This is a genomic window from Lihuaxuella thermophila, assembly GCF_900110165.1.
Taxonomy (GTDB): Bacteria; Bacillota; Bacilli; order Thermoactinomycetales; family Thermoactinomycetaceae; genus Lihuaxuella; species Lihuaxuella thermophila.
This window is the reverse complement of sequence record NZ_FOCQ01000012.1, coordinates 1-23,554: the sequence shown is the minus strand read 5'-3', so window position 1 is coordinate 23,554 and position 23,554 is coordinate 1. Positions and strand designations below refer to the sequence as shown.

Genomic DNA, 23,554 nt, shown 5'->3' with positions numbered 1-23,554 from the left:
AAGAAAACGGCAGTCGAGTACCCGATCCCGCTGGACAAAGACGACAACGATCTTTTCTTCATGTGGGTACCCTCCTTTCATCGTTTTCTATGAATAGCGTACCAAACTTACATTCCGGCCGGCAACTGTCCGTTCGTGGTGAAACTGCTGAAACGGAGATGAACAACACACTCCGCATCCATCGAATATAGACACTTCTTTAGATCCTCTGATTTCATTGTTTATTTTTGGATCGTTTAATGTACTCCTCTCCCCATGCGCACATCTGATCCAACACCGGCTTCAACGACCATCCAAACTCATTCAGCTCATAAACCACTTTTGGCGGAACCTGATTATAAACAATTCGGTTGATGACGCCATCCTCTTCCAATTCGCGCAACTGTTGAGTCAGCATTTTTTGTGTGATGTTCGGCATCGCTTTTTTCAGTTCGCTCGTTCGCATCGGCCCATGGGTTAAATGGCAGAGAATCACCGTTTTCCATTTTCCCCCGATCACTTCCAGGGTCGCTTCGACAGGAATGTTATACGTTTTTTCGGTTTTTTTCATTTCGATCACCTTTTCGATCCGCTCAATTCCCTTTTGGTATCTATAGTACTCATCGGTTCCTATATCACTGATAAGTAACAATATCACTAAAAAGTACGTACTTCCTATGCATAAATGTATGTTACATAATAAGTCACGTGGTTGTCGATATCTATTTCTTCCAGATCAAAGAGGAGACTCAACGATTGGTAATCGTCTTTTCCAATTCCAATTTATCCAATCGAAATAAATGGTATTTTGATTCAAGGAGGTTTCTTATGTCTATACACACGTTAGATCGCGCTCAAAGCAAAAGTATGCAAGGGCACAGCTTCCTTGCCCTGCTCGCTTTAGCCATTAGTGCTTTTGCCATTGGAACGACGGAATTTATCAGTGTCGGATTACTGCCATCCATTTCACAGGATTTGCATGTTCCGGTGACGACAGCCGGACTCACCGTTTCCCTGTATGCCCTGGGAGTGGCTTTCGGGGCACCGGTTTTAACTTCCCTTACTTCATCGATGTCCAGAAAAACACTCCTGATCTGGATCATGATTGTCTTTGTGATTGGAAATAGTATCGCAGCCACAGCTGTCAACTTCGGGATGTTGCTCGTTGCCCGGGTCATTTCGGCTCTTTCTCACGGTGTCTTTATGTCCATTGGTTCGACCATCGCGGCTGATCTGGTTCCGGAGGACCGTCGGGCCAGTGCCATTGCCTTTATGTTTACCGGTCTCACTGTTGCGACGGTGACCGGTGTTCCATTTGGAACGTTTATCGGCCAAACATTCAGCTGGAGAATTTCCTTTGCGGGAATTGCTGCGATTGGCCTGATATCTTTAATTGCCAACGCGATTCTCATTCCCTCCCGTCTCCGTCCGGGAACATCGGCAACATTTGCAGATCAACGGAAACTGATCACAAACGGCCGCTTACTCCTGGTCTTTATCATCACGGCTTTAGGCTATGGCGGAACCTTTGTGGTCTTCACGTATCTTTCCCCATTGCTGCAGAAGATTACGGGAATTCAGGCAAGCACGGTCAGCATCATTCTGCTTGTCTACGGAATCGCCATCGCCATCGGAAACATTATCGGGGGCAAATTATCCAACCGCAATCCCATCAAATCCCTGTTCTATATGTTTGTCATCCAGGCGATCGTCTTATTGATCTTAACTTTTACAGCTCCCTTTAAAGCAGCGGGACTCATGACGATCATGTTGATGGGACTTTTCGCTTTCATGAACGTTCCGGGACTTCAACTTTATGTTGTCCAGCTGGCTGAGAGATACGTCCCTTCGGCCGTAGACGTAGCCTCTGCCATCAATATCGCTGCATTTAATGCCGGAATTGCGATCGGTTCCGGCCTGGGAGGAGTAGTCACGGATTCCCTCGGGCTCATCCATACTGCATGGGTTGGCGCCTCGATGGTTGCAGGGGCCGTCATCTTAACCGGATGGAGCATGGGTTTGGAACAAAAAGAACACAATTGATTCAAATGAGGAGAAAGAGATGATGACCCTGAGTATCTCTGCGTTGAAGAAAATGATTCCGCAAAATCGCATGACCTTTGGCGTTGAGCTTCCGCTGGATACGGACTGGTCTCCGGAAGGGCTCAAGCAAGCGAAACAGGAAGGGCGTCCCTTTGGTGTCCCCAATATGGAGCGCCATGCCGAGTATGCCCGATTGGCGGATCAACTTGGTTTTAGATCGATGTGGATCCGGGATGTCCCCTTATTTGATCCGTATGGCTTCGGCGATGCCGCCCAACTGTTTGACCCCTTCGCTTATCTGGGGTATCTGGCCGCCATCACTCAGGATATCATCCTGGCCACAGGGGCCATTGTCCTTCCGTTGCGCCATCCTTATCACGTGGCCAAAGCAGCCGCCACCATAGACCAGCTTTCCGGCGGGCGGTTCGTGATGGGGATCGCAACGGGCGATCGGCCGGTGGAGTTTCCGATCTTTGGAGTGGAAGCCGAAAAGAAAGGGGAAATTTTCCGGCAAAGTGTTCACTTGATCAAAGAAGCCTGGAAGAAAGATGAGATGTTAATGGACAACCGGCTGGATCTGCTTCCCAAACCCGTGCAAGAGAGCATTCCACTCGTCATGGCCGGCCGGGGAACGCAAACACTGGACTGGATCGTTCAACATCTGGATGCCTGGTTCAATTATCCGAGAGGAATCGAGTCAACCGAACGCCAGATGGCTGAGTGGAAAAAGGCACATGAACGGCAGGGATTGACAGAGATCAAGCCGTATATTTCAGCCTTTCATCTGGATCTTCATGAACATCCGGATCACCCCGCAACGCCGTTTAAGTTCGGAGCGACGATTGGAAGAAATGAACTGGTTCGCCATTTGAAAAGACTTGAGCAGATCGGGGTTACTCATATGGCTTTTCATTTTCGCCACTCTCAGCGCCCGATTCCGGAGGTGTTGCACGAGCTGGCTGAGTATGTTCTGCCGGAGTTTCGAACCTGCGACTAAAAATGAGGGAGAGATCATTCATGGAAAAGAGACAATTAGGAAACAGCGAACTTTACACGTCTGTCATTGGATTTGGTGCCTGGGCCGCCGGAAGATCGGGCTGGGGAAATGTTGAAGAGCGGGATATCGTAGAAGCGATCCGGACTGCGTATGATCATGGAGTCAATTTCTTTGACACCGCACCTTTCTACGGGTATGGAGAGTCTGAACGCATCCTCGGAAAAACACTCAAATCCGTGCGCGACAAGGTCATCATCGCCACGAAGTTCGGGATTGTCTGGAATGATCAAGGGGGCTTTGTGATGGATGTCAGCAGAAAAAACATCCTGCGCGAAATTGACGCAAGCTTGAAAAACCTGGACACGGACTATATTGATTTATATCAAGTTCACTGGCCGGATCACAAAACCCCGATCCAGGAAACCATGGAAACTCTGAACGAGCTCGTTCAAAGCGGAAAAGTCCGTTATATTGGCGTATCCAACTTTTCTGTGGAACAAATGGAGGAAGCACGCAAGTACGCCCATGTTGTCTCTCTCCAATCTCCATATAATCTGCTCCAGCGCGGGGTGGAAAAAGCCGAGTATCCTTACGCGGAGCGGGTTGGAATGGGATTTATTCCTTACAGCCCGCTCGCGCAGGGACTGCTTACCGGGAAGTTCAACAAAACAAGCCACATTCCCGAAAATGACGTTCGCCGCCTGTTCAATCCGCTCTTTAAAGAAGGCGAATTCGAAGAAAACTTGAAAAAGGTGGAAAGAATCCGGACCATCGCCGACCGTTACCAGAGGCCGATGGCCCAAGTGGCGGTGAACTGGCTGCTGGCAAAACCAGCCGTAGCCACGGTCATTACCGGTGCAAAAAACAAAGAGCAAGTGATGCAAAATGTCAGATCCGCAGAATGGAAATTGTCTTCCGAAGATGTGACCGCATTGGACTCATGGACCGTCTAAAACGAGAACCGATTGAAAGTACAAGGACTCATTTAGCTCCAACAACCTCAGTCCGGTTCCCTCTCCGGGCTGAGGTTGTTTCATGTGGTCCCATCGCCTCCCTATATTTTTCGTCTCCGCCGTTTCCGCGGTTCCGGAGATGGCGGTACAACATCGGGATTTGCCTTTGTGGTCCCCGGAGTGACGTCCTGTTCCCCTCCTGCGGCCACCGCTGTCGGTTCGGTTCGCCTCGCCGGCTGTTTCTCTTTGGTGGCATTCAGGCTTCGTTTCAGCGCTTCCATCAGATCCACCACATTATTTGCCCGCGGTGCGGCCTCCGGTTGTTCCACCTCCTGATTTTGGATTTTGGCCTCGATCAGTTCTTTGAGTGCCTCTTCATAGTTGCTCTTGTAATCGTCGCGGAAAACCCCGCTGATTTCCTCAATCAGTTTGGCAGCCATGTCGATCTCCGCCTCGCCAACCTCAATGCCGGCCACTTCTTCAATTCCGGGGACTCCCTCAATCGCCCGGATCTCCGCCGGATAATGGATCATGTTCATGACCAGGCAGTTCTTATGCAAACGGATGACAGACAAATGCTCGCTGGTGCGAAAGGCCACTTTGGCGACCGCGACCTTTCCGGTCCGATCCATTGCCTGCGACAAAAGTTTGTACGGTTTGCCGCCGTATTCGCCGGGGCCCAGATAATAAGCTTTTTCATAGTAGATGGGATCGATGCTGTCTTTATCGGTGAAATGAAGAATCTCAATCGTCTTGAGCGTGGGCAGGGGAAGTTCTTTCAGGTCGTCGTCCGTGATGATGATATAGTTTCCGGGAGCGTACTCGTAACCGCGGATGATCTCGGTGTGTTCCACCTCGCGGTTGCAGACGGGACACCATTTTTTGTACTGGATCGGGTGTTTGCACTCTTCATGCAGACTGCGAAAACTTGTTTTATGATCGTCTGTTGCTTTGTACATGCTGACCGGGATGTTCACCAATCCGAAACTGATACTCCCTTTCCACATGGATCGCATCGGGTATGCTCCTTTGTGCTTTTTTCTTTATCGTTACCCAACGCCGGAATTGTCACTCATGGTTTCAAGAGAACCCCGGATAAATCGGCCGGCATGCGGCAACAATATCCAGAGCGTTAAGTTCATGTTTCGGAAGGTGCTCTGTCAACGTGCTGGAAAAATTGGAGAAATTGAATGAACAGGCGAAAGGAACCATTTTTGAGGACTTTGTGAGAGAGCAAGTGGATATCTACCGGAAACAGAAGCAAAAAGAACTCAAAAAAAGAAACATCCACAACAAATGGATTGATCAGGCCGATGCGCTGTTTCATTTATTTATGGAAATCTGTACGGACTACCAAGCGCAACTCGAACCTTTCGTCGCCAAGGCGGAGCTGACCGACAGGCGGGAGGAAGACGGGGTTGTCCTGTTCACGGTCACCAATTTTACAGATCAAACCTTTTCCTTGCACTGCGCCGATCTCCACACACTCGATGATTATGAAAAGCTGGAGGACGACGCGTTTGTCGAGACGCTGGATGAAGAGAAAGAAGAAGGCGGAGTCGAGTTTTATTTCAGTCGGGACGAAGCGGTGAAAACAGTGAAACACTCCGACATCTTCCCGAGAAAGAATCCGTCAGCGGCGTTCAAAAAAGTGGTGGACCCTCTGATCCTCGAACTGTTTAAAAAGTCCTTTGACATTGAATCCCTGTTGGCAAAGCGAGATAGTTGAAAGGCAGAAGTGGATGTAATAAGGGCGTGGCGTACGGAATACCTTCTTTTTTGAGCTTATTAAGGAGAAATCAGGGTGTATTCAAGAAAACCATGAATACGCCCTGACTTTTTTGCTTTCAATCGCTGCTGCTCATTGAGTGCGGGATCCATGGTCATTTTCGATGATGATTGATTTTACCGACAAACATAGATTGTGGCCGCTTTTGATATAATGGAGACAATGATGGTGCTTAACCGCTGTAAAAACATCCTTTTGCGCCACTTTTTATTGTATACTTGAGTTGATCAAATATTGGCCTGTAAAGGCTATGTCATTTTTTTAGGAGGTTTTGTTCGTTGGAAGGTGTCATAGAAATCACCTTTAATCTATTTTTGGTGATTTTTCTGGTATTGTTAAACGGCTTTTTTGTGGCCGCTGAATTTGCGATTGTAAAAGTACGGACCACACGAATTGCTCAACTGGAACATCGTCGCGGGAAAGTCGCTCAAAAAGTGCTGGCCAACCTGGATGCCTACCTGTCTGCCACTCAGCTCGGAATTACGTTGGCTTCCTTAGGTTTGGGCTGGATTGGAGAACCGGCCATTGCACATATGCTGGCACCGGCTCTTACTTACCTGGGGCTACCGGAATGGCTCATTCACACCGTAGCTTTTGCCATCGCCTTTTCCATCATTACCTTTTTGCATATTGTTCTCGGTGAAATGGCTCCTAAATCCCTTGCCATCCGTCAAGCAGAATCCACGACGCTCTGGACAGCGGCTCCATTAGACTGGTTCTACCGTTTGTTTAAGCCGTTTATCTATATTTTGAACGGAGCCGCGAATTTGATATTAAAATGGTTTGGAATCGGATTGAATGATACCCAGCAAGCCCATACGGAAGAGGAAATCCGCATGCTCATTGCCCAGAGCCATAAAAGCGGAGTGATCGACCAAACCGAGCTCGCCTTGTTTGATAACATTTTCGAATTTACGGACCGGGTTGCACGGGAAGTGATGATCCCGCGAGTCAACATGAAATGTGTTTATCGAGATAAATCGCTTGATGAAAACCTGAAGATCATGAAGGGAACGCATCATACCCGTTTCCCCTTATGCGGCGATGATAAGGATGACATCCTGGGAATTGTACATATCCGGGACGTTTATGAGCATCTCTCTGAAGGAAAAACCCCTTCTTTGACCGAGTTGGCGCGTCCCGCCGTTCTGGTTCCGGAAACGATGGAACTGAAAGACATTTTACGCAATCTGCAAAAAAACCGGGCGGGAATGGCCATCGTTGTCGACGAGTTTGGGGGGACTTCCGGCCTTGTTACCACAGAGGATATCATTGAAGAAATCGTTGGGGAAATCCAGGATGAATTTGATAACGAAAAACCGTTCTTTGTCCAGAATGGAAATGAAACGTCCATTGACTCTCACCTGCTCATTGAAGAAGTGAACGAATACTTCCAAATCGAGATCGATGACCCTGACAATGATACCATTGGCGGCTGGCTTTTCTCTCAATTGGAAAAAGTTCCGGAAGTCGGTGACCAGGTTGCTTTTGATGGTTTGATCTTTCTTGTACAGGAAGTGGAAAATCGAAGAGTCACACGAATATTGGTCAAACCCGGGAAAACAGAGCAAGCAGAAATGGAGGAAAAAGCAGAGGAAACCATCGGTTAGACAGGCTGTTCCGGAACCATTCTTCCCGAATCATATAGACACAAAAAACCGCTCTGGCATAAACAGAGCGGTTTTTATGTTTTCATTCTTTCCCCACCATCAAAATCCGCCATCCTATCTTTAAGTACAGGTTGTGTGAAGCGGTCATGGATGTCTTCATTTTTCTTGGTGAAGCTTATTGCCCTTTTCCATTTTGATTTCCGGGACACTTTGCCTTTGGTTTTTGTGATATTTGCTCACCGTGATGGTTCCCAGGGCAATCAGTGCCACCGGGATCTGTTTGTAAGGGGTGTGGCGCAACAGCCGGTACTTCTGCTCCTGGTTGTCAATGGTGTGTTGCCTGCGGTAGCGGACCACCCCTTTTTCATCCCGCCGGCATCCGGGACTTGGGCAGATATGCGTCTCTCCCTGTCCGGGTTTCCGCTCCTGAAGATGGCGGCGTCTGATCAGCCTGCCGCAATCCTTGCACTCAATGCGGCTCAGGTACAGGACTTCAATGCCGACTCTGGTCATGTCCATCCCCGTCCGGTTCCGGCAGAGCCTTCCCAACGGCTAAGGTGGGAAGCGCCTGTTTCCACCCCGCCTGAATTTGGGCCAGCACCTCATGGGTTTGCTCCAATTGATGGGCGAGCAGCAGGCGGCAGAAGGTCTTCTGCCCCTCCGCCTTCTCCTTGAGCTCTTCCGCGTGTTGGCGCAATAAACGGCAGACCAGCTGTTTGGTCTCCCGGTCCAGCTTCAACCGAATCTCCCTTTCTTCCATACCTGACATGCCTCCCTGGTCAAATGCGGATTTTCATCCTGCTTTCAAACGGTCACCTGTGATACAATCAACAGACCGACTCATTTCTCTGCACCCCGCGGATGTCGCCTGTGGGGTGCACGTTGTTCAGGACTCCCATTCTGCGGTAAAAACCCCTTTCCACTGACCGGGTGCCAGGCCGTATTCCGAAAGAATTTCTTTAATTCTCTTTAGATCTTTATATACTTTCGGCTTCTTCGCCCCCGGCGGCAGCACATACAGGACTTGTCCATCCATCCACAACTTGACTTCATTCATCCCCAACCACCTCCTTGGTTCATCGCTCTGATTTCATTGTATATTTTTTAAAATCAATTTCAAATTTCAACATTTTTTGCATATTTCCGTTTAACTATTATAATAGGGGGAAAATACAAACAATTCACCTTTCAAACAAGATTTTTCCAAGAATCCTGCTGTGATTCAACGGGAAAAAACGGAACTTCGGAGCGGGACGGAACTTTATTTTTTTATTTAAATAAGTGGGAGGGAATCAGGATGGACCGCAAAAAAATCGGCATGCTGCTCAGGAAAAAAAGAAAAGAATCGGGGTTGCGGCAGAAGGATCTGGCCGACCGGCAGATTTCACCCGCCACCATCAGCTCGATTGAGCGGGGGATCGAAAACGTTCACCCGGATAAAATCGAATATCTGGCAGGCAAGCTGGGGGTGGATTTGGAAGACTCCCCCGCCCTCTGCAACCGAGAGCAACAGCAGGAAGAACTGTTTTTATTGCGCTTGCGGTCGATTGAGCACGATATCGACCTGAACCATCCAAACCGGGGTTTGGCCAGGCTCCGGGAGATCGACCTGAAAGGATACGAACAACATGCTTATTACATTCACTATTTGAAGGCCAAGGCGTATTTCCGTAAAGATAACCGGAAAAAGGCGAAAAGCCATTTTGTCCAAGCTATCGACTTGATCGACAAGACCAATCTTTTCGAGACCAACATTAAAGCTAATAGTTACAACGATTTAGCTCGCATTTCCTACTATGAGAATAATATGAAAGGAGCTCTCGAGTACACCGAACAAGGATTAAAATCTTTTGTGGAAGGCGGTGACAGAGAAGTCAGCCAGCACTATTTGCAAATGACAAAGGCCATTTGCTTAGAAAAGCTGGACAGGCTTGATGAGGCCAAAAAGTCGATCGAACTGTTAATGGAACAGCAAAATTCCATTAAAAGCATCGACGTAATTTTGAATATGTACGAGACTTATGCCAGCATTCTGAAAAAACAGCAGCAGTTTAATGAAGCGATCCGGTATGCGATGGAGGGAATAGAAATTGCGAAAATAAATAAAAAACACGACCGCTTGCTGGATTTATGGACGATACTGGCCAGCATTTACCACAAATTAAAAGAATTTGAGAAAGCAGAGATTTGCTTTTTCACTGCTTTAGATTTAAAAGATGAGGTCACCAAACTCAAAAAAGAAAACTTGCTTATCGATACGTACGCCGAACAAGGCACCATGTATCTGACACAAGGGAAATATGACCTAGCCAAAAAAGCACTGGAAGAAGCGGTCAGAATCGGAGACAAAACCAAAGACGCACGCCGCACGATCCGGGCACTCGTCTCCCTGGGCGACTTCTATTTGCAGCAACATATGCCCCGCGAAGCCGTTCTCCATCTGGAAAAAGCGTTAAAGCTGACGGAAAAGCATGGATTTGAGATTCAGGAGCTGGACGTTTTATTCCGGCTGTGCCAGTGCTACAAAGAGACAGACCTTATCAAGTTTAACCGAAGTATTGAAAGAAAGTTTGAACTTGAAGTACAATTACAGAGAAAAGGGGTGTTGAATTATGATGCGATTTCACAATGACCCGCCAGGCGATTAATTTTGCACAAAACGGCCTGTTTTCTGAGGAGTGTTGAATTATGATCCGATTTCACAATGACCCGCCAGGCAGTTAATTTTGCACAAAGCCGCCTTTTTCGAGGCGGTATTTATTTTTTGGGCCACTTTTCTCTGATTGAATGATTGATCTTGGGCACTCCAGTTACATCGAGCTGATGGTGTGATAAATCATTGTAAAGGGAAATGAATTGAATGGATGGAAAGGGGAATTCACTTTTAAGAGGGGGAACCCGGGGGTTGAAATTTTCAAAGAGTGTACTGTTTTATCTGGTGTATCTGGTTTTGGGATCCGTCCTGTTACACTATGGGGGAATGGGAATAAAAACATTAGAACAACTGTCATTCCACAGTTTTGACCGCACCTATTATATTTTAGCTTTCACAGGATTTTATTTTCTTGCGGGCATGTTTGTTGGATTGCCTTCGCTCCTGCAAAAAAGGAAGCAATACGGGACGTGGACCATGAACAGGCCAATGTTCCGGACCCTTTTCCTGCTGCCTTTTCTCCTTTTGTTGTATGTGACCTCGCTGCATTTGGGGTGGACGCGTTTACCTCCGTTTCTCATATTTCTTCTTCATGATCCCTTTCCCACCGTGCTGCCCCTTTTCTGCGGAGCAATGTTGCTGCAATCCTTTGAAAAGAAGACTTCTTCATTTCAAGACGGACATGAAAGCTCATTACAATAAGCAAAGAGCCTGGTCATAAATAAGGCCCGGGGATCGGATCATGATTCTCCGGGCCTTTGCAGCTTCATCCTTCACCTTTTCTACGTCTTACCGGAAGGGCGGTTGCGCATTTTCCTAGTGCTTCATCCTCTTATCGGGGATAAATGTCCAGATTGTCGAAATGTACCTTGGCTGACTGCGGCTGTCCCCCGACGGTAAGAACGATCTCCAATGGAGTATTTGCGTCTGCGGGGGTGACAAACTCTGTGCTGAGCTTCTGCCACTTCTGGTTCGTCACGATCACTTCCGCCAATATCTCCTGCGTGGAGGCGTTACGGATCACCGCTTTTCCGCCCGACGCATTCCCGGTAAGTTTGCCGTCCAGCGTCAAGCGGTACGCCGTTGACGGCTTCCATCCCGTCCACTGCTGCACCGCCGCAGGCAGGGAATGGCCGGCGGGGTGAATTGTCAGTCCGTACCGTCCGTCTTTGGCGTTGTGTTCGTCGAGAGCTACGCGTCCTCCGTCTTCATGAATCGTCCAATGGGCCGGATGGGGTTTTCCGCTCCCGTCATCCGTTTCAAAGTCTGAGTTGATGACGGATTCGGGATCCCACTTCATAATCGCTGACAGGACCAACAGGTGAAGGGGATGGGAGAGGCTGGCTTTCTTGTACATTTGCGAAGTGATTTTCCAGACGGTCATGTCGAACTGGGACAGTTCGATCCAGTTCATCAGGTAAGTGCTGTAAACGTCGCCGCCGGTGCCGTCGAGATATCTGCTGACTTTCGGGTCTTCCAGCGATCCGTTCCACATATAACCGGTGAACCGGTTCGTGATTTTCCTCATGTCATCGCCGGTGAACATGATTCGGTTCCAGTAATATTCCAGGAAAGCGCCGACTTCGACATTGCCGTGACTCGTATCTTCCCAGTAGCTCCCCGGACGTGACCAATACCGCCAAATGTAACTGTCTCCCTCAGTCTGCAAGGCGCCTTTCAGATAGTTGCCGATCTTGGTGTAACGGTCGCGGTAGAACGGATCTTTGGTCAGGTTGAACATGAGAACGTACAGATGGGCCATACTGGCGTTATAATTGTAGGCCGGTTCGATGCCTGCGCTGTTCTCGCCGGACGTGTCCATCCGCGGGAACCGGTAATAACCAAGGTCGTCCGACACGTTTACCCAGCAGTTGCTGAGATAGGTGCTACGCTCCCATCGGGGAATGATGTTTTCGTCGAGAAACCGGACATACGCATCTGCCTTCTTGCCATACTTCGCCCGCAGTTCCGGCGTCTGTTTCACAAGATGCGCAAACTCCGCGAGCGGGATGCCGGCCATCCCGTCATGGACAATGTACGGGAACCAGCCCGACACCTTGACTTCATCGAAATGCGCGAAGCCGTCAGCTTGATCGGACTGCAATGTCAACTGCACTTCGATCTCGTGGCCTGCTTCCGCCGGGGTGAAGAAGTTCGTGCTGGAATAATAAAAAGAGGTCCAATTCACGGAGGCTTGGTGCAGGACTTCTCCCGAGGTCAGGTCGACGACCTTTACGACAGCGGACGTATTCTCGTGATTCGTCCGGGTGTAGAGCCGGACATTGTACTGCGTGGCGGGCACGTATTCGTCCAGTTTCTGCACGATGACGGGAGCCTGGCCGCCGCCCGACTTCAGCACTAGCCCGGAAGCGCCACGGTACACCGCTTCCGCTGATCGGTAGGCGTCGGCAGCCGTCCCCTGTTTTCGGGTCCAGCCCGCCGGCAGGGTGCTATCCGCCGGATCGGCTGTTTCAAAGCCGATATTGGTCAATTCTACCGGGGAATAACCCCAGGTCGCCCATCCCAGAAATCCGTCGTGATCGATATCATCGGCGTTGGCGATCATCGTATCCGCCTGGCGAACCAGCTTGTCCAGCCAAGCGTTGTCTCTCGTCACGCGGTACATGTTGATGAGGCTCCTGAGCTGGTAGCTTGCCCCCCATCCGAGATCGCTCGAATGCTTGCTCTCGTGGTACGGGTAGATGTTCTTTTCCAGTTGGATGTACTTGTCGTACCAGATGTTGGAGGATAATGCCGTTCCGGTTCCTTCATCCGCGGCCCATGCAGGTACAGAAGGGACCAAAGCGACCAACAGCCCCAGCAGCACTAAAAACAAACGCATTCGCACCATGATCCAGCCTCCTGTTTCCATGGCCTTTTACGATACGATACCTGTATCGTAATTGTATTATTTTTTAAACCCCAATTTTACTATATTTTTTGAATAATCTTGCGTCAAGGACCATTTATTGTCCAAAATTTGTTCCATTGTCATGCGTCGGAGATCACCGAATCAAACAGGAAAAGGCATTACTTGGTTTGAAGTAATGCCTTTAAAAAAGGGGATTGGGCTTTCATTTCCCAGTTTTTATTTCTTTTCCATCACAGCAAAGTAATTTTCTTCATCATCTGCAAAGTTAAATACTCTGCCGGATGGCATATTTACAATCTTTCCGACTTTGACCTGTTTGTTGGATAAGTCGCTGTATAATTGATCGAGATTTTCCGTAAAAAACATTAAAGAAGGTGTTCCGAGGTTTAATCCGGGCTGCATTTTAGCGACCATTTCCTTATTGTGCAGAACGATGCTTGTTTGTGCCCCCTTTGATGGGGCAATTTCAATCCATCTCATTCCCTGACCGTTATCCTCTTCGGAAATCACGGTAAATCCCAATTTTTCCGTCCAGAAATTGACTGCCTCATCCTGGTTATTTACATACAGCATAATTTGACCTACTTGGCTGATCATAATTTTTCCCGCCCCTTTATATAAGTAAATACCTGCCCGATGCTCATGATCCTTTCCGACCGGGGATTCGAGCAACTGTTCGTTAACCTGTTGCCGGAGCCTCTCATCCAACTTGAAGCTCGTTAGCGCAAAACACCAACTTCCCCTTTTGACCGAATCTTCTTAATACTCGATGCCCGCACGGACTTCCAATAAAGAGTTATTGAAGGGATTGCAGATGCTCGGCGAGACGATCCCAAGTCTCAGTAATTCCCTGCACCACCCCCATATCCAATACGGTTTTCAGCGTATCGGCGGAAGCGTATTGAGCCCGGCAGACGAGCTTCGTCTTGCCTTCGTGCTCCATAAAAGACATCGTTACCTTGCACGAGGGCATCTCCTCCGACACATTGCCTTCGGCATCAGAGAAGTAGTCAACATAGACAATTTTCTCCGGCTCAACGATTTCCTGATATACCGCTTTGCCCCAGGATTCGGTTCCGTAAAAATCCCCTTGATTCTGATCGACGCACTTCATACAGAAATGCCAGATTCCACCCGGACGAAAATCCACGTTGCAAACGGTAAGTGTCCAGCCGCGGGGACCCCACCAGTTCTTCAGATGCTCAGCCTCGGAGAACGCTCTGAATACCAGCTCGCGCGGCGCATCAAAAACACGCTCCAGAATGAGCTCCTGACCCTCCACCTTGGAAATCATTTTGTTTGACATTGAAATTCCTCCTGAGAATTTGTTTTCAGTTTTGTTTGTTCTCCTCGGACTGCAGCTGCTGAAGATAATTCTCCAGATTGTCGAAGCGTTCCTCCCAAACACTGCGATAGCTTTCTAGCCAGGCGTCCAGTGCTTGGAACGGCTCCAGTCGGAGCTTGTAGATTCGCCGGTTAGCCATCGGTTGCACCTCAACCAGCCCGGCTTCCAACAGGACACGCAAATGTTTCGAGGCTTGAGGCTGGCGGAGTTGAAGCCGATCGGCGATCTCCCCTACCGTGAGAGGGCCGTCACGCAAAAGCTCAACAATGTGTAGTCGGTTGGGCTCGCCAAGTGCAGTAAAAGTTGCTGTGATTTTGAAGCCCATATAACCTTTCTCCTTTCATTCTAAATATAACCCGCACAGAATATTCCTGTCAAGGAATATTATTGACTTTTTTAAAACCGATCTTTCTCTCACCTTTGGATGTGAAGAAGAAAAAAACGTAAATGTAGCGGGTATTCATCTGACATCATGAAACAAGAAAAAAGCATTACGTGATCGTAATGCTTTTTGGGAAAAATGACGTTATTTCGTTAACAGTCCGCAAGTGTGAATGATGTATCGTCAACCGTTGACCGGTTTGTGTGCGATCACGCAAACAGCCGTCCCGCCTTTAAACTGCCGGTATTCACGACGGATCTGCACAAATCCGGCCTGCGCAAGCTCACTGGTCAGACGGTCGGCAAAAGCGGACGGGTCCTCGACATTCTTGCCGATCTGCTGGTAGGTGGTAGCCACCCTGCCCCCGGGTCCCAGCCACTGGAACAACTTTTTCAACACCAGCGGACGATCCGGCCAGAACTGGGCGGAGTTAACGGAATAAATTTTGTCAAAGGGAACTTCAAATCCCGGCCATTCTTCGATTTTTCCGGATAGCAGACGAACTTTCCCTTCAGAAATGGCCCGCCGGTTGCGCTTTTCGGCCTGGCTCCGCATGGTTTCCGAGGCATCCAGTCCCACGACTTCCCCTTCCTGAACCAGCGAGACCGCTTTCTCGATGCCCACTCCGGGGCCATAGCCGACTTCCAGCACCCGGTCGCCGGGTTGAATGTCCAGAAGGGCCAGCGTCCATTCATTGCGCTCACCCGTGGTCATGGACATCATTTTCCCTGCCACCCTTCCCCAGAAACCGCTGGGCTGACGGAACTGCTCAAAGAAATCTTTTAAAAACGGCATTCGTCTTCTCCTCCATTCCCATCTTCCAACTCTTTGTTTCCTTTCGTAATTTGCCAGGCTCCCCGAAGAAATGACCTGCTCTTTTCTCAGGAAGGCAAAGGATTCAAGAGGCAGCTTGGCCTTTTGAACCGGACGGTCTGTTTCTAATCGACCAACCGGTTCCGGTGAGCGTAGATGGCCGCCTGGGTCCGATCGGCTACCCCCAATATCAACAGAATCTGGGTAATATGGGCTTTGACTGTCTTCACTGTGATGTATAATTCATCCGCAATCTGCTGGTTGTTTTTCCCTTTGGCAATCTGTTTCAGGACCTCCATCTCCCGGGGGGTTAAATGGTGATGGGGTTTCGGTTCTTTTGAACGGCGCAATCCGGACAACACTTTCCCTGTAATCGATTCTTCAAGGATCGATTGTCCTTTCACTGCGGCGCGGATGGCCGCAACAATCCGGTCCGGCTCCGATGTTTTCAACAAATAACTGAATGCACCTGCCTCAATCGCTTGATGCACTTTCTCCTCATCCTGAAAGCTGGTCAATACAATAATTTTTATCCGGTGGTTTTTGTTCACAATCTCTCGTGTTGCCGCGATTCCATCCACCCCGTCCATGACTAAATCCATCAAAATCACATCCGGTGTGAGCTGTTGGCTCAGTTCTACCGCTTCCCGTCCATTTGCCGCTTCTCCCACGATCTCAATCTCCGGTTCCTGTTCCAGATAAGCCGCCAGTCCCAAGCGAATCATCGAGTGATCATCGACAATCAATACACGAATCATGATTCGATCTGCCCCTTCTGTTCGATGATCGGCACTTTGATCTCGATCTGCGTTCCTTTCCCCGGCAAGGAGATCAGCTTGAGAACGCCTCCCATTTCATGGGTCCGCTCTTCGATGGATCGCAATCCATATGAGGTGTTTTTCATCCTTTCTACATCAAACCCCTTTCCATTGTCCATGAGTCTTAAAGATAATTGTTGGTCTCTGTATTTCAGATAGACCCGGAGCTTACTTGCTTCCGCATGGCGAAGGACATTGGACAGACCTTCCTGCACGATCCGAAATAAATGGTCCTCCATCCCTTTGGACAACGCAGGTAACGGGTCAATCTCCCAGTCAATATCCATCCATCTTTTGGCTGAATATTCCCGAAACAACTTTTCCAATCCTTCCGTCAACGTTTGCCCTTCTAAGGAAACAGGACGCAAATGGAGTAACAGGGCACGCATCTCTTTTTGTGTATCCAGGGCCATTTTCTTCATCATGGAGATTCGCGCTCTCTCCTTTTCCGGCAGTTGCCCGTTCCGTTCCATTGCCGCCAGCATCATCGACAACGCAAACAATTGCTGACTGACTGCGTCATGGAGTTCCCTGGCCAGACGCTGCCGTTCTTCGAAGATGGCCTCCCTCTTCGCTTGATTCTTCCACTCTGCTTTTTCCGAACTTAACTGTTGTAAAGAGACGACTTGTTTTTTTAGATGAACCGCCAGCTGACGCAGATATACGCCGATCTGCCCGATCTCATCATTGCCCAAAGCCGGAAACGGTTCATGGAACCGGCCTTGTTTCAATGTATTTATCAGATGAATCAGCGATGTTAAGCGCTTTTTCAAGCCATATCCATAACTCAGCCCAACCATGACTCCGGCAGCAACCGCACTGCCCACGATCCAGATAAATACCGGCAGATTCAGCCACTCCATTGCCAAGAGAACACGCATGGTCAATGGATAAGCGTGAAACATCATGAACAGGACCAAAAGCGTAACAACGGCAGCCACCAGAACGGCCACTTGGACCATTAACCCGATCACGCTTGTTTTTCGCTCTTTTTTCATAGATATCTCACATCAACATCGCCAAACAGAAATGAGAGGCAGATTTTTACTTTTCTTGACGACCGGGGGTATGCTTCGGTTTGAACATGGGTACGGACTGTTTTTTCAACTTTTTCTCCAAACAGTTTTACCTGACCGAACACGACCGATGTGGATACGGAAACTTCCAAATCAGATGGAACATAGATATTTACATCGCCCATCAATCCGCTCACCACAATGGTATTTTCCCCTTCCCAGAGAATCGCCTGGGACAGGTCGATCTGGATTTCGCCTGCCACCCATGCCCAAATGGCATCTTTCATTTCAAATGGTTGATGCAGCAGTGAATGGCTGGCATACAGTGCGGGACAGATCCGGCTGATCTGTAAATGAGTTCCAGAGTCTCCCTTCTCTCCCCGAAGACACCGGTACCCCAACCAGAGTAACAGCAACGCCAGACAGAGCCGAAACAGGACCGGAAAGTAAAAAAACAGGGCGCAAAGTAAAATGAACCCTCCCATCCGAACTTGACGGCCCATAAAAAACAGGAGAGCGATGGGGAGAAACAGAGTAAACACCAGAAAGAGCGCATCTTCAATGATCAGGTAAAGGCAGAGATTGATACTGATCACAATGGCGATGACCGCCAGCTGCTGTTTGAATGAAAGGTGCACATTTCGCCCTCCTTACGAGCATCAATGAATGCGAATATTTCCTTTATTTGTTTGGTGATGGAGTTGAACGGTTCCTTTTTTATAAGCACCTTGGATCTGCTTGCTTGTTTTGCTTCCCTGAATGGGATAATCGCACTCGGCCGTTCCCTGGTTGGTAACCGCATGGATTCGAAAAGGTATCTCCTCTGTCAAATCAATCCAGGTATCCCCTTTTTCGACTTCCGTCGTAACTGCGTCTTGTACATGTTCCAATTGCGCGCGCAGATTTCCTGTCCCCAGCTTCACCTTTAATGCCCCTGAAAAGCGGGCGATGTTTACATCCCCTGTTCCGACAGTCATGGATGCCTGATCGGAACGAAATTCCTGCAGCCGGACATTTCCGGTGCGATGTTGATAGTCAAAAGAATGGACTTGCAGGTTTTGAATATCGCTGTTTCCGTCTTGCAAGGTCACGTTCAGGCCCGTGAGCGTCCATTTTCTTGGCTTGCTTCCTGAGATCTGAATATTTCCGTAACCTTCCAGCGTTACATCTTTGTTGTACTGCCGGGGAACATAGAGATCCAGCCTGGATTTCCCCGTATGAAACAACCAGTACATCCATTTTTCCCTCAATGATATTTGCAGCTGATTCTGCTTCCGGGACATTTGCAAAGAGATCAATTCACTTTCCTCTCCTTGAAGGACCGCCTTCACATCCCTGCGGTCTTCCGGGATCATTTTGACATCCACAGGCGAATCAATCCGAATCTCCTGTACATGGTCGATGGATGATGTTTTTGCGTGCGTCCCCGAAAACAACCAGGGTCCGATCCCCAAACCGGCCATGGTCGTGATCAATAGAAGACCCCCACAAACCAAAAACAAGATTCCCATCGTTCGTCTCATATCCGGTTCTTCCCCTTCAATCGGTATTGAACTGTTTCATTTCGAAAGATAATGAAAGAAAATCGGAATCCAATTCATCATCAATGCCAGCCCGCCGACCAAAAAAAGCAGGCCCCATCCTTTTTTACCGGTCGTTTTTCCTTTTATGAGCAGGCTTCCTCCCGCATAGATCAGACCGATGGACAAGAGGTAAAACAAAAAGCCGAATGCATCACTTCCTCCCTCATTCCCCAAAAAAGCCCATGCACCAAAGATTATCAATACTGCTCCAATCATGAGCTGGATCGTCAGTTTCACGGCCATCCCTTCCTTTCTTTTATTTAAGGATAAGTTATCAAAAACGCTATGGATTGAATACGTCCTTAAGTTTGGCTTTCCATTCGACTTTGGTCCAATCTTTTTTCTTCACCAAAGTCCAGCCATAAAAGCTACCTTTGTCCGTAGAAGGGACGATCTTCCATTTTGTACAGTGAGGATGAAGAAAAAATAACAGAAAATTGGGAGGCATGCGGAATGAAAAAGAAATTCACCCATTTTGTACTCATCGCGATCATCACACTGGTCGGTATTGAAATAGGGGGAGGCATTTACGAATTGATGGTCTTTGCCCCGAAATGGAGTGCTTCACCCCCTGCATCTTTTGCCCTGTTGCAAGGAGATCTGGGTCTGGAGCCGGGAATTTTTTGGGCTCCCCACCACTTCGCCGCTCAGGGGATGATTCTGCTCGCCCTGATCTTGTGCTGGAAAGACCGGAAACGAAGGAATCTCATATGGGGGATCATCGGCTTATACATGATCTTACGAATTCCTACGTTCCTGTATTTCATTCCTGAATTGGGCGTTTTCTCCACCACGCCGCCGGAAGGAACGTTCTCCCCCGATTTAGCAGAACGTGCCCGGATGTGGATCCTGTACAGCTGGGGCAGGCTGGGAGTCATCGCAGGGATCTATGTATTGGCATGGATGGCACTCCGGGCAGCGAAAGAAAAAAATGTAACCAATGGTGCGCATTGATCTCAGTGAATCACCTTCACCGTACAGAAAAAACCCCTCCAACAGGTATGGAGGGGTTTTTTTGTGGAAAGCGTCATTTTCGCTGTCTTGGAGGAGGATCGAGAAGCGAACCGAAAAAAACATCCAATGGCTTACGTGCCCGGCCGAATCTTGTGTGAAACGGCTGTTACACAAATATTCTTCCTTCTCCCACCTTCACGCAGGAACCGCCGATTTTCACTTCTTCGTACACATCTCCCGATTTTTTGATCGTAATATCAATGAAACTGGGACGGCCCATTTCGATCCCCTGTTCACTGCGGATAGTATAGATCCCGTTTTCATTCGGGGTGAGAAGGGAATGTTCGATCAGATAAGCACCCAGAGGGCCGCTCGCATTTCCGGTGGCGGGGTCTTCCGCGATTCCCATGGCGGGTGCGAACATGCGCCCATGCACCGTTGAACCGGGGTGGACCGTTTCCAGTGTGAAGGCAAAAATATGCTGCGTGTCGGGATGACCGGCAAACGATTGTTTCCAGACATCGTTGCGGAATTTGATCCGTTTCATCGCATCCAGCGTCCGGACGGGAATATACAGGAACGGCACGCCGGATGAAACCGTCTGGACGGGCAAACCCTCTGCCAGGTCGTCGGCGGAAAGGGAAAGCAGATCGGCGGCTTTCTGCCGATCGGCATACACATCGCCGAATGCGGGAATCGGCTGTTTCATTTCCGCCCTCGTAATCTTGCCTTGCTCTTTATGAACGATCACGTGAATGTCGCCCACTTCTTCTTCCAATATCCACTCATTGGCGCCTTCCGCCGTCTCGATCCAATTTTCAGATGCCAGTAAAAATGCGGTTCCCACTGTGGGATGGCCCGCGACGGGCAATTCGATCTGCGGTGTGAAAATGCGTATTTTTTTCTTTTTCGCCTGGTCGCCGGGCGGAAAAATAAAAACCGTTTCGGACAAATTCAATTCATTGGCGATTTTTTGCATCAGCCCGGAATCCAATGACTTCTTTTCTTCAAATACAGCCAGGGGATTCCCGCCGAACCTTTGATTGGTGAACACATCGAGCAAAATATATTTCAAGCTCGCCATATCCATTCTCCTTTCATATGAGGAAGGCTCAATTCCAGATTAACGCCATTCTTAGCATTAGTAAAATGAATTGTTATAATAATAAACATGAATAAAACGAATCAAAGGAAATGAGGGAGGAACGGATGACATTCACCCAAATGGAGGTCTTCCTGAAAATCGTGCAAACAGGGAGCTTCACCAAAGCCGGGGAAGAAATCGGATTATCGCAATCCGCCGTCAGCCATGCGATTGCCGGCCTTGAATCCGAATTGGGGTTTCGCTTGATCCAGCGCAACCGTTCGGGCATCCGGATCACCCCGGACGGGAAACGAATCCTTCCCTATATCCACCAGATTTTCCGGTTGAAAGAACAAATAAAGCAAGAAGCGGCCAGCATCACCGGACTCCAAACCGGCACGGTGCGGGTGGGCACCTTTCCCAGTGTCTCCGCAAAGTGGCTGCCTTCGATCCTGAAACAGTATCAAAGCCAATACCCGTCCATTGAAGTGGAATTGCGCGAAGGGGGATATGAGGAGGTGGAAAAATGGATCCGCACCGGCGCCGTCGATCTCGGTTTTATCCCTTTCCCCATGAAGGAAACGGAGGTTCACACGGAAAGATTGAAAAACGATCGGCTGGTTCTTCTTCTGCCCCAAGGACATCCGCTTCACCGTCATCCTTCCCCTTCCATCGAACAGCTTGCGGAAGTCCCGTTTATCATGCCAAAAAAAGGATGCGATATCCATATTTACAGGTTGTTCAACGAAAAAAATTTAAAACCGCGCATCCGTTTTGAAATCGAAGATGATCACACCATTGTGGCGATGGTGCAAGCGGGGCTGGGTGCCAGCATTTTGCCGGAAATGACTCTGCCAAACGAACTGGAACACGTTCACTTTGTGTTGCTGGGTGAAGAAATCTACCGAACGATCGGCATCGCCGCCCCTTCATCGGACAGCCTCTCCCCAGCGGCGAAGAAGTTTTGGGAAACCGCAGTCGCTTGGGTGAAGGGAGAAGTAGATAGCAACCATGCATCTCATTGATCGGGTAGCACATGGGGATCGTTGCGATCAAGAGGAAACCTGGTTCAGGATGGGGATGAGGTAGTTGGAGTGTTCAATCTGCCACATCTGATGGAGACCGATGAAAAAAACCTTAAGAAATGATCATCACTTCTTAAGGTTTTTTCCTTCCGGCCATTATTCGTAGGTCAGGGTGTGATTGGTGAGTAAGTTAGGAAACCACCATATGAATGTCTCTTTAATAGAATGGTACTTAAACGATCTCAATCATTCACTTCTCCTGACGTAACTGTTTTCTAACTTCCATTAAAATTGTGCCCAGCATATTTTTCCCGGTCCCATCGAGACCACAACCCCAATAATAATCGTTGGTCGTTTTTTCTATAATTTCTTCATCTCCTGTCGCTAACAAAATTTGTTGAATCTCGGGATTAGACTTGAATTTATGTAGAACAGCCCGCCTCATCACATCATCTTTAACTTCTTCCCAATCGGGTCGTATCGGAACCTTTCTCGATCTTCCAAGTTTTGCAGCGGTCATCGGGGAAACTGTAGTTCGGATCTTCTCCGCATACTCCGGAGCTGTCGTAACAAATTTTTGCGCTTGAAAATAGTGTTCACTGGTCGGCCAACGCTTTCCATCTAATTCAAATGGGTGAGGAGAAAAATTCGAAAAGCATCCGTATTCTTCATTTGTCCGGTAAAAATAGATCGCCATTTCAGACCTCTCCTCAATTTCTATTGTTATCCAATCGGATTGTAAAATATTTATATAGTCTTAACTTCATTCTCAAGTCCACTCAAGAATTTAACTTGATTATATTTTCTCGTTGATCCCTTTGTTAAGCTTGTTCGACTCATGTTAGAAGGTTTAAATAAGACCAGACTTTTGAAAAGGTCGTAGAGGCTTTCGACTGTAATTTTGGGGTTCAAATTCATGTTACCCGATCTAAAAGATAAAAACCATTTTTTAGATGCATTCGATAACCTTGTTTATTCACGTGAAAGGAAGTTTTGCTGATCCATCTATCCATAGAACTTACGGTCGTAATTTTTAAATATATCTTCTGCAAAGTTTTTGTAATCAGTGTAGCTCTTTAGTTGAGGATAATCAAACTTATGCTTTCCCCATTTCTTTCCTACTTACGAGGATATTTTGCCCTTCGAAGGGTGGGCAAGTCAGTCGGGTCTCGTTGCCCACTTATGGTACAAGTCGTTTAGGTTGCTCAGCGTAAGTTTCCTTTTGCTAGGCGTGATTCATCGATTTCGAAAAAAAAGACTGCTGACTCTCTAGTTTGTCAGCAGCCACAATAATCTTTTTTCTGATCTTACTTTAATACAAGTGTAAATTCTCCATTTAGTTCATTCTCTGCTTGTTTCATAACTTCTACAACTTTTGATGCATAATGGACTTCATTTAGCTTTTCATTCCATCGAACTGTCCATTTTCTCCTGCCCAAAAAAAATAACCCCTTTCGTCCCCCTTCATTATAACTTAGAGCTTGTCTGGGGTCTTATGGGGTCAGTATAAGATTTATACTGACCCCATAAGACCCCAGACAAGCTCTAAGTTATTATAGAATAGGGTTGAAAGGGGTTTTTCTTATGCCTAGAAGAAAGTGGTCTGCTGAAGAAAAGATGTTCATTGTGCTTGAAGGA

At 48.1% G+C, this 23,554-nt stretch carries 26 protein-coding genes; 9 read left to right on the top strand and 17 right to left on the bottom strand.

Annotated elements, in window-relative coordinates; translation table 11 throughout:
- Positions 1-214: 214 nt before the first annotated feature.
- Positions 215-550, bottom strand: coding sequence for a winged helix-turn-helix transcriptional regulator (locus tag BMW55_RS13380; protein ID WP_089970484.1), 336 nt, complete (start codon positions 548-550; stop codon positions 215-217).
- Positions 551-846: 296 nt separating this feature from the next.
- Here BMW55_RS13380 and BMW55_RS13375 point away from each other — a divergent pair, with 296 nt between their 5' ends.
- From BMW55_RS13375 to BMW55_RS13365, 3 genes are read left to right on the top strand one after another with little or no spacing between them, the layout of a single operon-like run.
- Positions 847-2,022: an MFS transporter gene (locus BMW55_RS13375; RefSeq protein ID WP_425283864.1), complete on the top strand. Its 1,176-nt coding sequence runs from the start codon at positions 847-849 to the stop codon at positions 2,020-2,022.
- Positions 2,023-2,044: 22 nt separating this feature from the next.
- Entirely contained in the window at positions 2,045-3,019 is a 975-nt protein-coding gene (locus tag BMW55_RS13370) for an LLM class oxidoreductase (protein ID WP_089970160.1), read from the top strand.
- A 20-nt stretch (positions 3,020-3,039) separates the two neighbouring features.
- Positions 3,040-3,972: an aldo/keto reductase gene (locus BMW55_RS13365; protein ID WP_089970157.1), complete on the top strand. Its 933-nt coding sequence runs from the start codon at positions 3,040-3,042 to the stop codon at positions 3,970-3,972.
- A gap of 101 nt (positions 3,973-4,073) precedes the next feature.
- Here BMW55_RS13365 and ku read toward each other — a convergent pair whose 3' ends face one another.
- Positions 4,074-4,988 (bottom strand): non-homologous end joining protein Ku, encoded by a 915-nt coding sequence (gene ku, locus BMW55_RS13360; RefSeq protein ID WP_089970153.1) that lies wholly within the window; start codon positions 4,986-4,988, stop codon positions 4,074-4,076.
- Between the two features lie 149 nt (positions 4,989-5,137).
- On the opposite strand from ku, the gene BMW55_RS13355 reads away from it, so the two are divergent.
- Both BMW55_RS13355 and BMW55_RS13350 read left to right on the top strand, forming a co-directional pair.
- Positions 5,138-5,701, top strand: coding sequence for a hypothetical protein (locus BMW55_RS13355; RefSeq protein ID WP_089970150.1), 564 nt, complete (start codon positions 5,138-5,140; stop codon positions 5,699-5,701).
- A gap of 338 nt (positions 5,702-6,039) precedes the next feature.
- Positions 6,040-7,371 carry a hemolysin family protein gene (locus BMW55_RS13350; RefSeq protein ID WP_089970147.1) on the top strand — a complete coding sequence of 444 codons (1,332 nt, stop codon included), beginning with the start codon at positions 6,040-6,042 and terminating at the stop codon, positions 7,369-7,371.
- A 156-nt stretch (positions 7,372-7,527) separates the two neighbouring features.
- On the opposite strand, the gene BMW55_RS13345 is transcribed toward BMW55_RS13350, so the two are convergent.
- The 3 genes from BMW55_RS13345 to BMW55_RS19470 all read right to left on the bottom strand — a co-directional run bounded on the left by BMW55_RS13345 (position 7,528) and on the right by BMW55_RS19470 (position 8,428).
- On the bottom strand, positions 7,528-7,884 hold the full coding sequence (locus tag BMW55_RS13345; protein WP_089970145.1) for a hypothetical protein: 357 nt from the start codon (positions 7,882-7,884) through the stop codon (positions 7,528-7,530).
- The gene (locus BMW55_RS13340; RefSeq protein WP_089970143.1) at positions 7,865-8,131 is read right to left on the bottom strand and encodes a hypothetical protein; all 267 of its coding nucleotides are present in this window, start codon (positions 8,129-8,131) and stop codon (positions 7,865-7,867) included. Before BMW55_RS13340 ends, BMW55_RS13345 begins: the two co-directional genes overlap by 20 nt.
- A gap of 126 nt (positions 8,132-8,257) precedes the next feature.
- Positions 8,258-8,428: a hypothetical protein gene (locus tag BMW55_RS19470; RefSeq protein ID WP_170839930.1), complete on the bottom strand. Its 171-nt coding sequence runs from the start codon at positions 8,426-8,428 to the stop codon at positions 8,258-8,260.
- Between the two features lie 240 nt (positions 8,429-8,668).
- On the opposite strand from BMW55_RS19470, the gene BMW55_RS13335 reads away from it, so the two are divergent.
- Both BMW55_RS13335 and BMW55_RS13330 read left to right on the top strand, forming a co-directional pair.
- Entirely contained in the window at positions 8,669-10,003 is a 1,335-nt protein-coding gene (locus BMW55_RS13335) for a helix-turn-helix transcriptional regulator (protein ID WP_089970141.1), read from the top strand.
- 348 nt (positions 10,004-10,351) lie between these two features.
- A complete protein-coding gene (locus BMW55_RS13330; RefSeq protein WP_139179498.1) occupies positions 10,352-10,726 on the top strand; it encodes a hypothetical protein in 375 nt (124 codons plus the stop codon).
- Between the two features lie 130 nt (positions 10,727-10,856).
- On the opposite strand, the gene BMW55_RS13325 is transcribed toward BMW55_RS13330, so the two are convergent.
- From BMW55_RS13325 to BMW55_RS13280, 10 genes are all read right to left on the bottom strand, one after another.
- Positions 10,857-12,875: a carbohydrate binding domain-containing protein gene (locus BMW55_RS13325; RefSeq protein ID WP_089970136.1), complete on the bottom strand. Its 2,019-nt coding sequence runs from the start codon at positions 12,873-12,875 to the stop codon at positions 10,857-10,859.
- A 237-nt stretch (positions 12,876-13,112) separates the two neighbouring features.
- Positions 13,113-13,493 (bottom strand): VOC family protein, encoded by a 381-nt coding sequence (locus tag BMW55_RS13320; RefSeq protein WP_089970481.1) that lies wholly within the window; start codon positions 13,491-13,493, stop codon positions 13,113-13,115.
- Between the two features lie 199 nt (positions 13,494-13,692).
- Positions 13,693-14,202, bottom strand: coding sequence for an SRPBCC domain-containing protein (locus BMW55_RS13315; RefSeq protein ID WP_089970135.1), 510 nt, complete (start codon positions 14,200-14,202; stop codon positions 13,693-13,695).
- A 25-nt stretch (positions 14,203-14,227) separates the two neighbouring features.
- Positions 14,228-14,566: an ArsR/SmtB family transcription factor gene (locus tag BMW55_RS13310; RefSeq protein ID WP_089970132.1), complete on the bottom strand. Its 339-nt coding sequence runs from the start codon at positions 14,564-14,566 to the stop codon at positions 14,228-14,230.
- Between the two features lie 240 nt (positions 14,567-14,806).
- On the bottom strand, positions 14,807-15,418 hold the full coding sequence (locus BMW55_RS13305) for a class I SAM-dependent methyltransferase (RefSeq protein WP_089970130.1): 612 nt from the start codon (positions 15,416-15,418) through the stop codon (positions 14,807-14,809).
- Positions 15,419-15,561: 143 nt separating this feature from the next.
- Positions 15,562-16,194 carry a response regulator gene (locus BMW55_RS13300; protein WP_089970128.1) on the bottom strand — a complete coding sequence of 211 codons (633 nt, stop codon included), beginning with the start codon at positions 16,192-16,194 and terminating at the stop codon, positions 15,562-15,564.
- Positions 16,191-17,252 (bottom strand): sensor histidine kinase, encoded by a 1,062-nt coding sequence (locus tag BMW55_RS13295; protein WP_089970125.1) that lies wholly within the window; start codon positions 17,250-17,252, stop codon positions 16,191-16,193. The genes BMW55_RS13300 and BMW55_RS13295 overlap by 4 nt, the downstream gene beginning before the upstream one ends.
- Complete coding sequence (liaF, locus tag BMW55_RS13290; RefSeq protein ID WP_089970123.1) at positions 17,249-17,908, bottom strand: cell wall-active antibiotics response protein LiaF; 660 nt, start codon at positions 17,906-17,908, stop codon at positions 17,249-17,251. Before liaF ends, BMW55_RS13295 begins: the two co-directional genes overlap by 4 nt.
- A 21-nt stretch (positions 17,909-17,929) precedes the next feature.
- Positions 17,930-18,793 carry a DUF4097 family beta strand repeat-containing protein gene (locus BMW55_RS13285; RefSeq protein ID WP_089970120.1) on the bottom strand — a complete coding sequence of 288 codons (864 nt, stop codon included), beginning with the start codon at positions 18,791-18,793 and terminating at the stop codon, positions 17,930-17,932.
- 36 nt (positions 18,794-18,829) lie between these two features.
- Positions 18,830-19,090 (bottom strand): hypothetical protein, encoded by a 261-nt coding sequence (locus BMW55_RS13280; protein WP_089970119.1) that lies wholly within the window; start codon positions 19,088-19,090, stop codon positions 18,830-18,832.
- A 216-nt stretch (positions 19,091-19,306) separates the two neighbouring features.
- On the opposite strand from BMW55_RS13280, the gene BMW55_RS13275 reads away from it, so the two are divergent.
- Positions 19,307-19,807 carry a hypothetical protein gene (locus tag BMW55_RS13275; protein ID WP_089970116.1) on the top strand — a complete coding sequence of 167 codons (501 nt, stop codon included), beginning with the start codon at positions 19,307-19,309 and terminating at the stop codon, positions 19,805-19,807.
- A gap of 166 nt (positions 19,808-19,973) precedes the next feature.
- Here BMW55_RS13275 and BMW55_RS13270 read toward each other — a convergent pair whose 3' ends face one another.
- Positions 19,974-20,891 (bottom strand): PhzF family phenazine biosynthesis protein, encoded by a 918-nt coding sequence (locus BMW55_RS13270; protein ID WP_089970113.1) that lies wholly within the window; start codon positions 20,889-20,891, stop codon positions 19,974-19,976.
- Between the two features lie 125 nt (positions 20,892-21,016).
- On the opposite strand from BMW55_RS13270, the gene BMW55_RS13265 reads away from it, so the two are divergent.
- Positions 21,017-21,916, top strand: coding sequence for a LysR family transcriptional regulator (locus tag BMW55_RS13265; protein WP_170839929.1), 900 nt, complete (start codon positions 21,017-21,019; stop codon positions 21,914-21,916).
- 250 nt (positions 21,917-22,166) lie between these two features.
- Here BMW55_RS13265 and BMW55_RS13260 read toward each other — a convergent pair whose 3' ends face one another.
- Positions 22,167-22,613 (bottom strand): riboflavin biosynthesis intermediates N-glycosidase, encoded by a 447-nt coding sequence (locus BMW55_RS13260; RefSeq protein ID WP_089970107.1) that lies wholly within the window; start codon positions 22,611-22,613, stop codon positions 22,167-22,169.
- Positions 22,614-23,554: the final 941 nt, after the last annotated feature.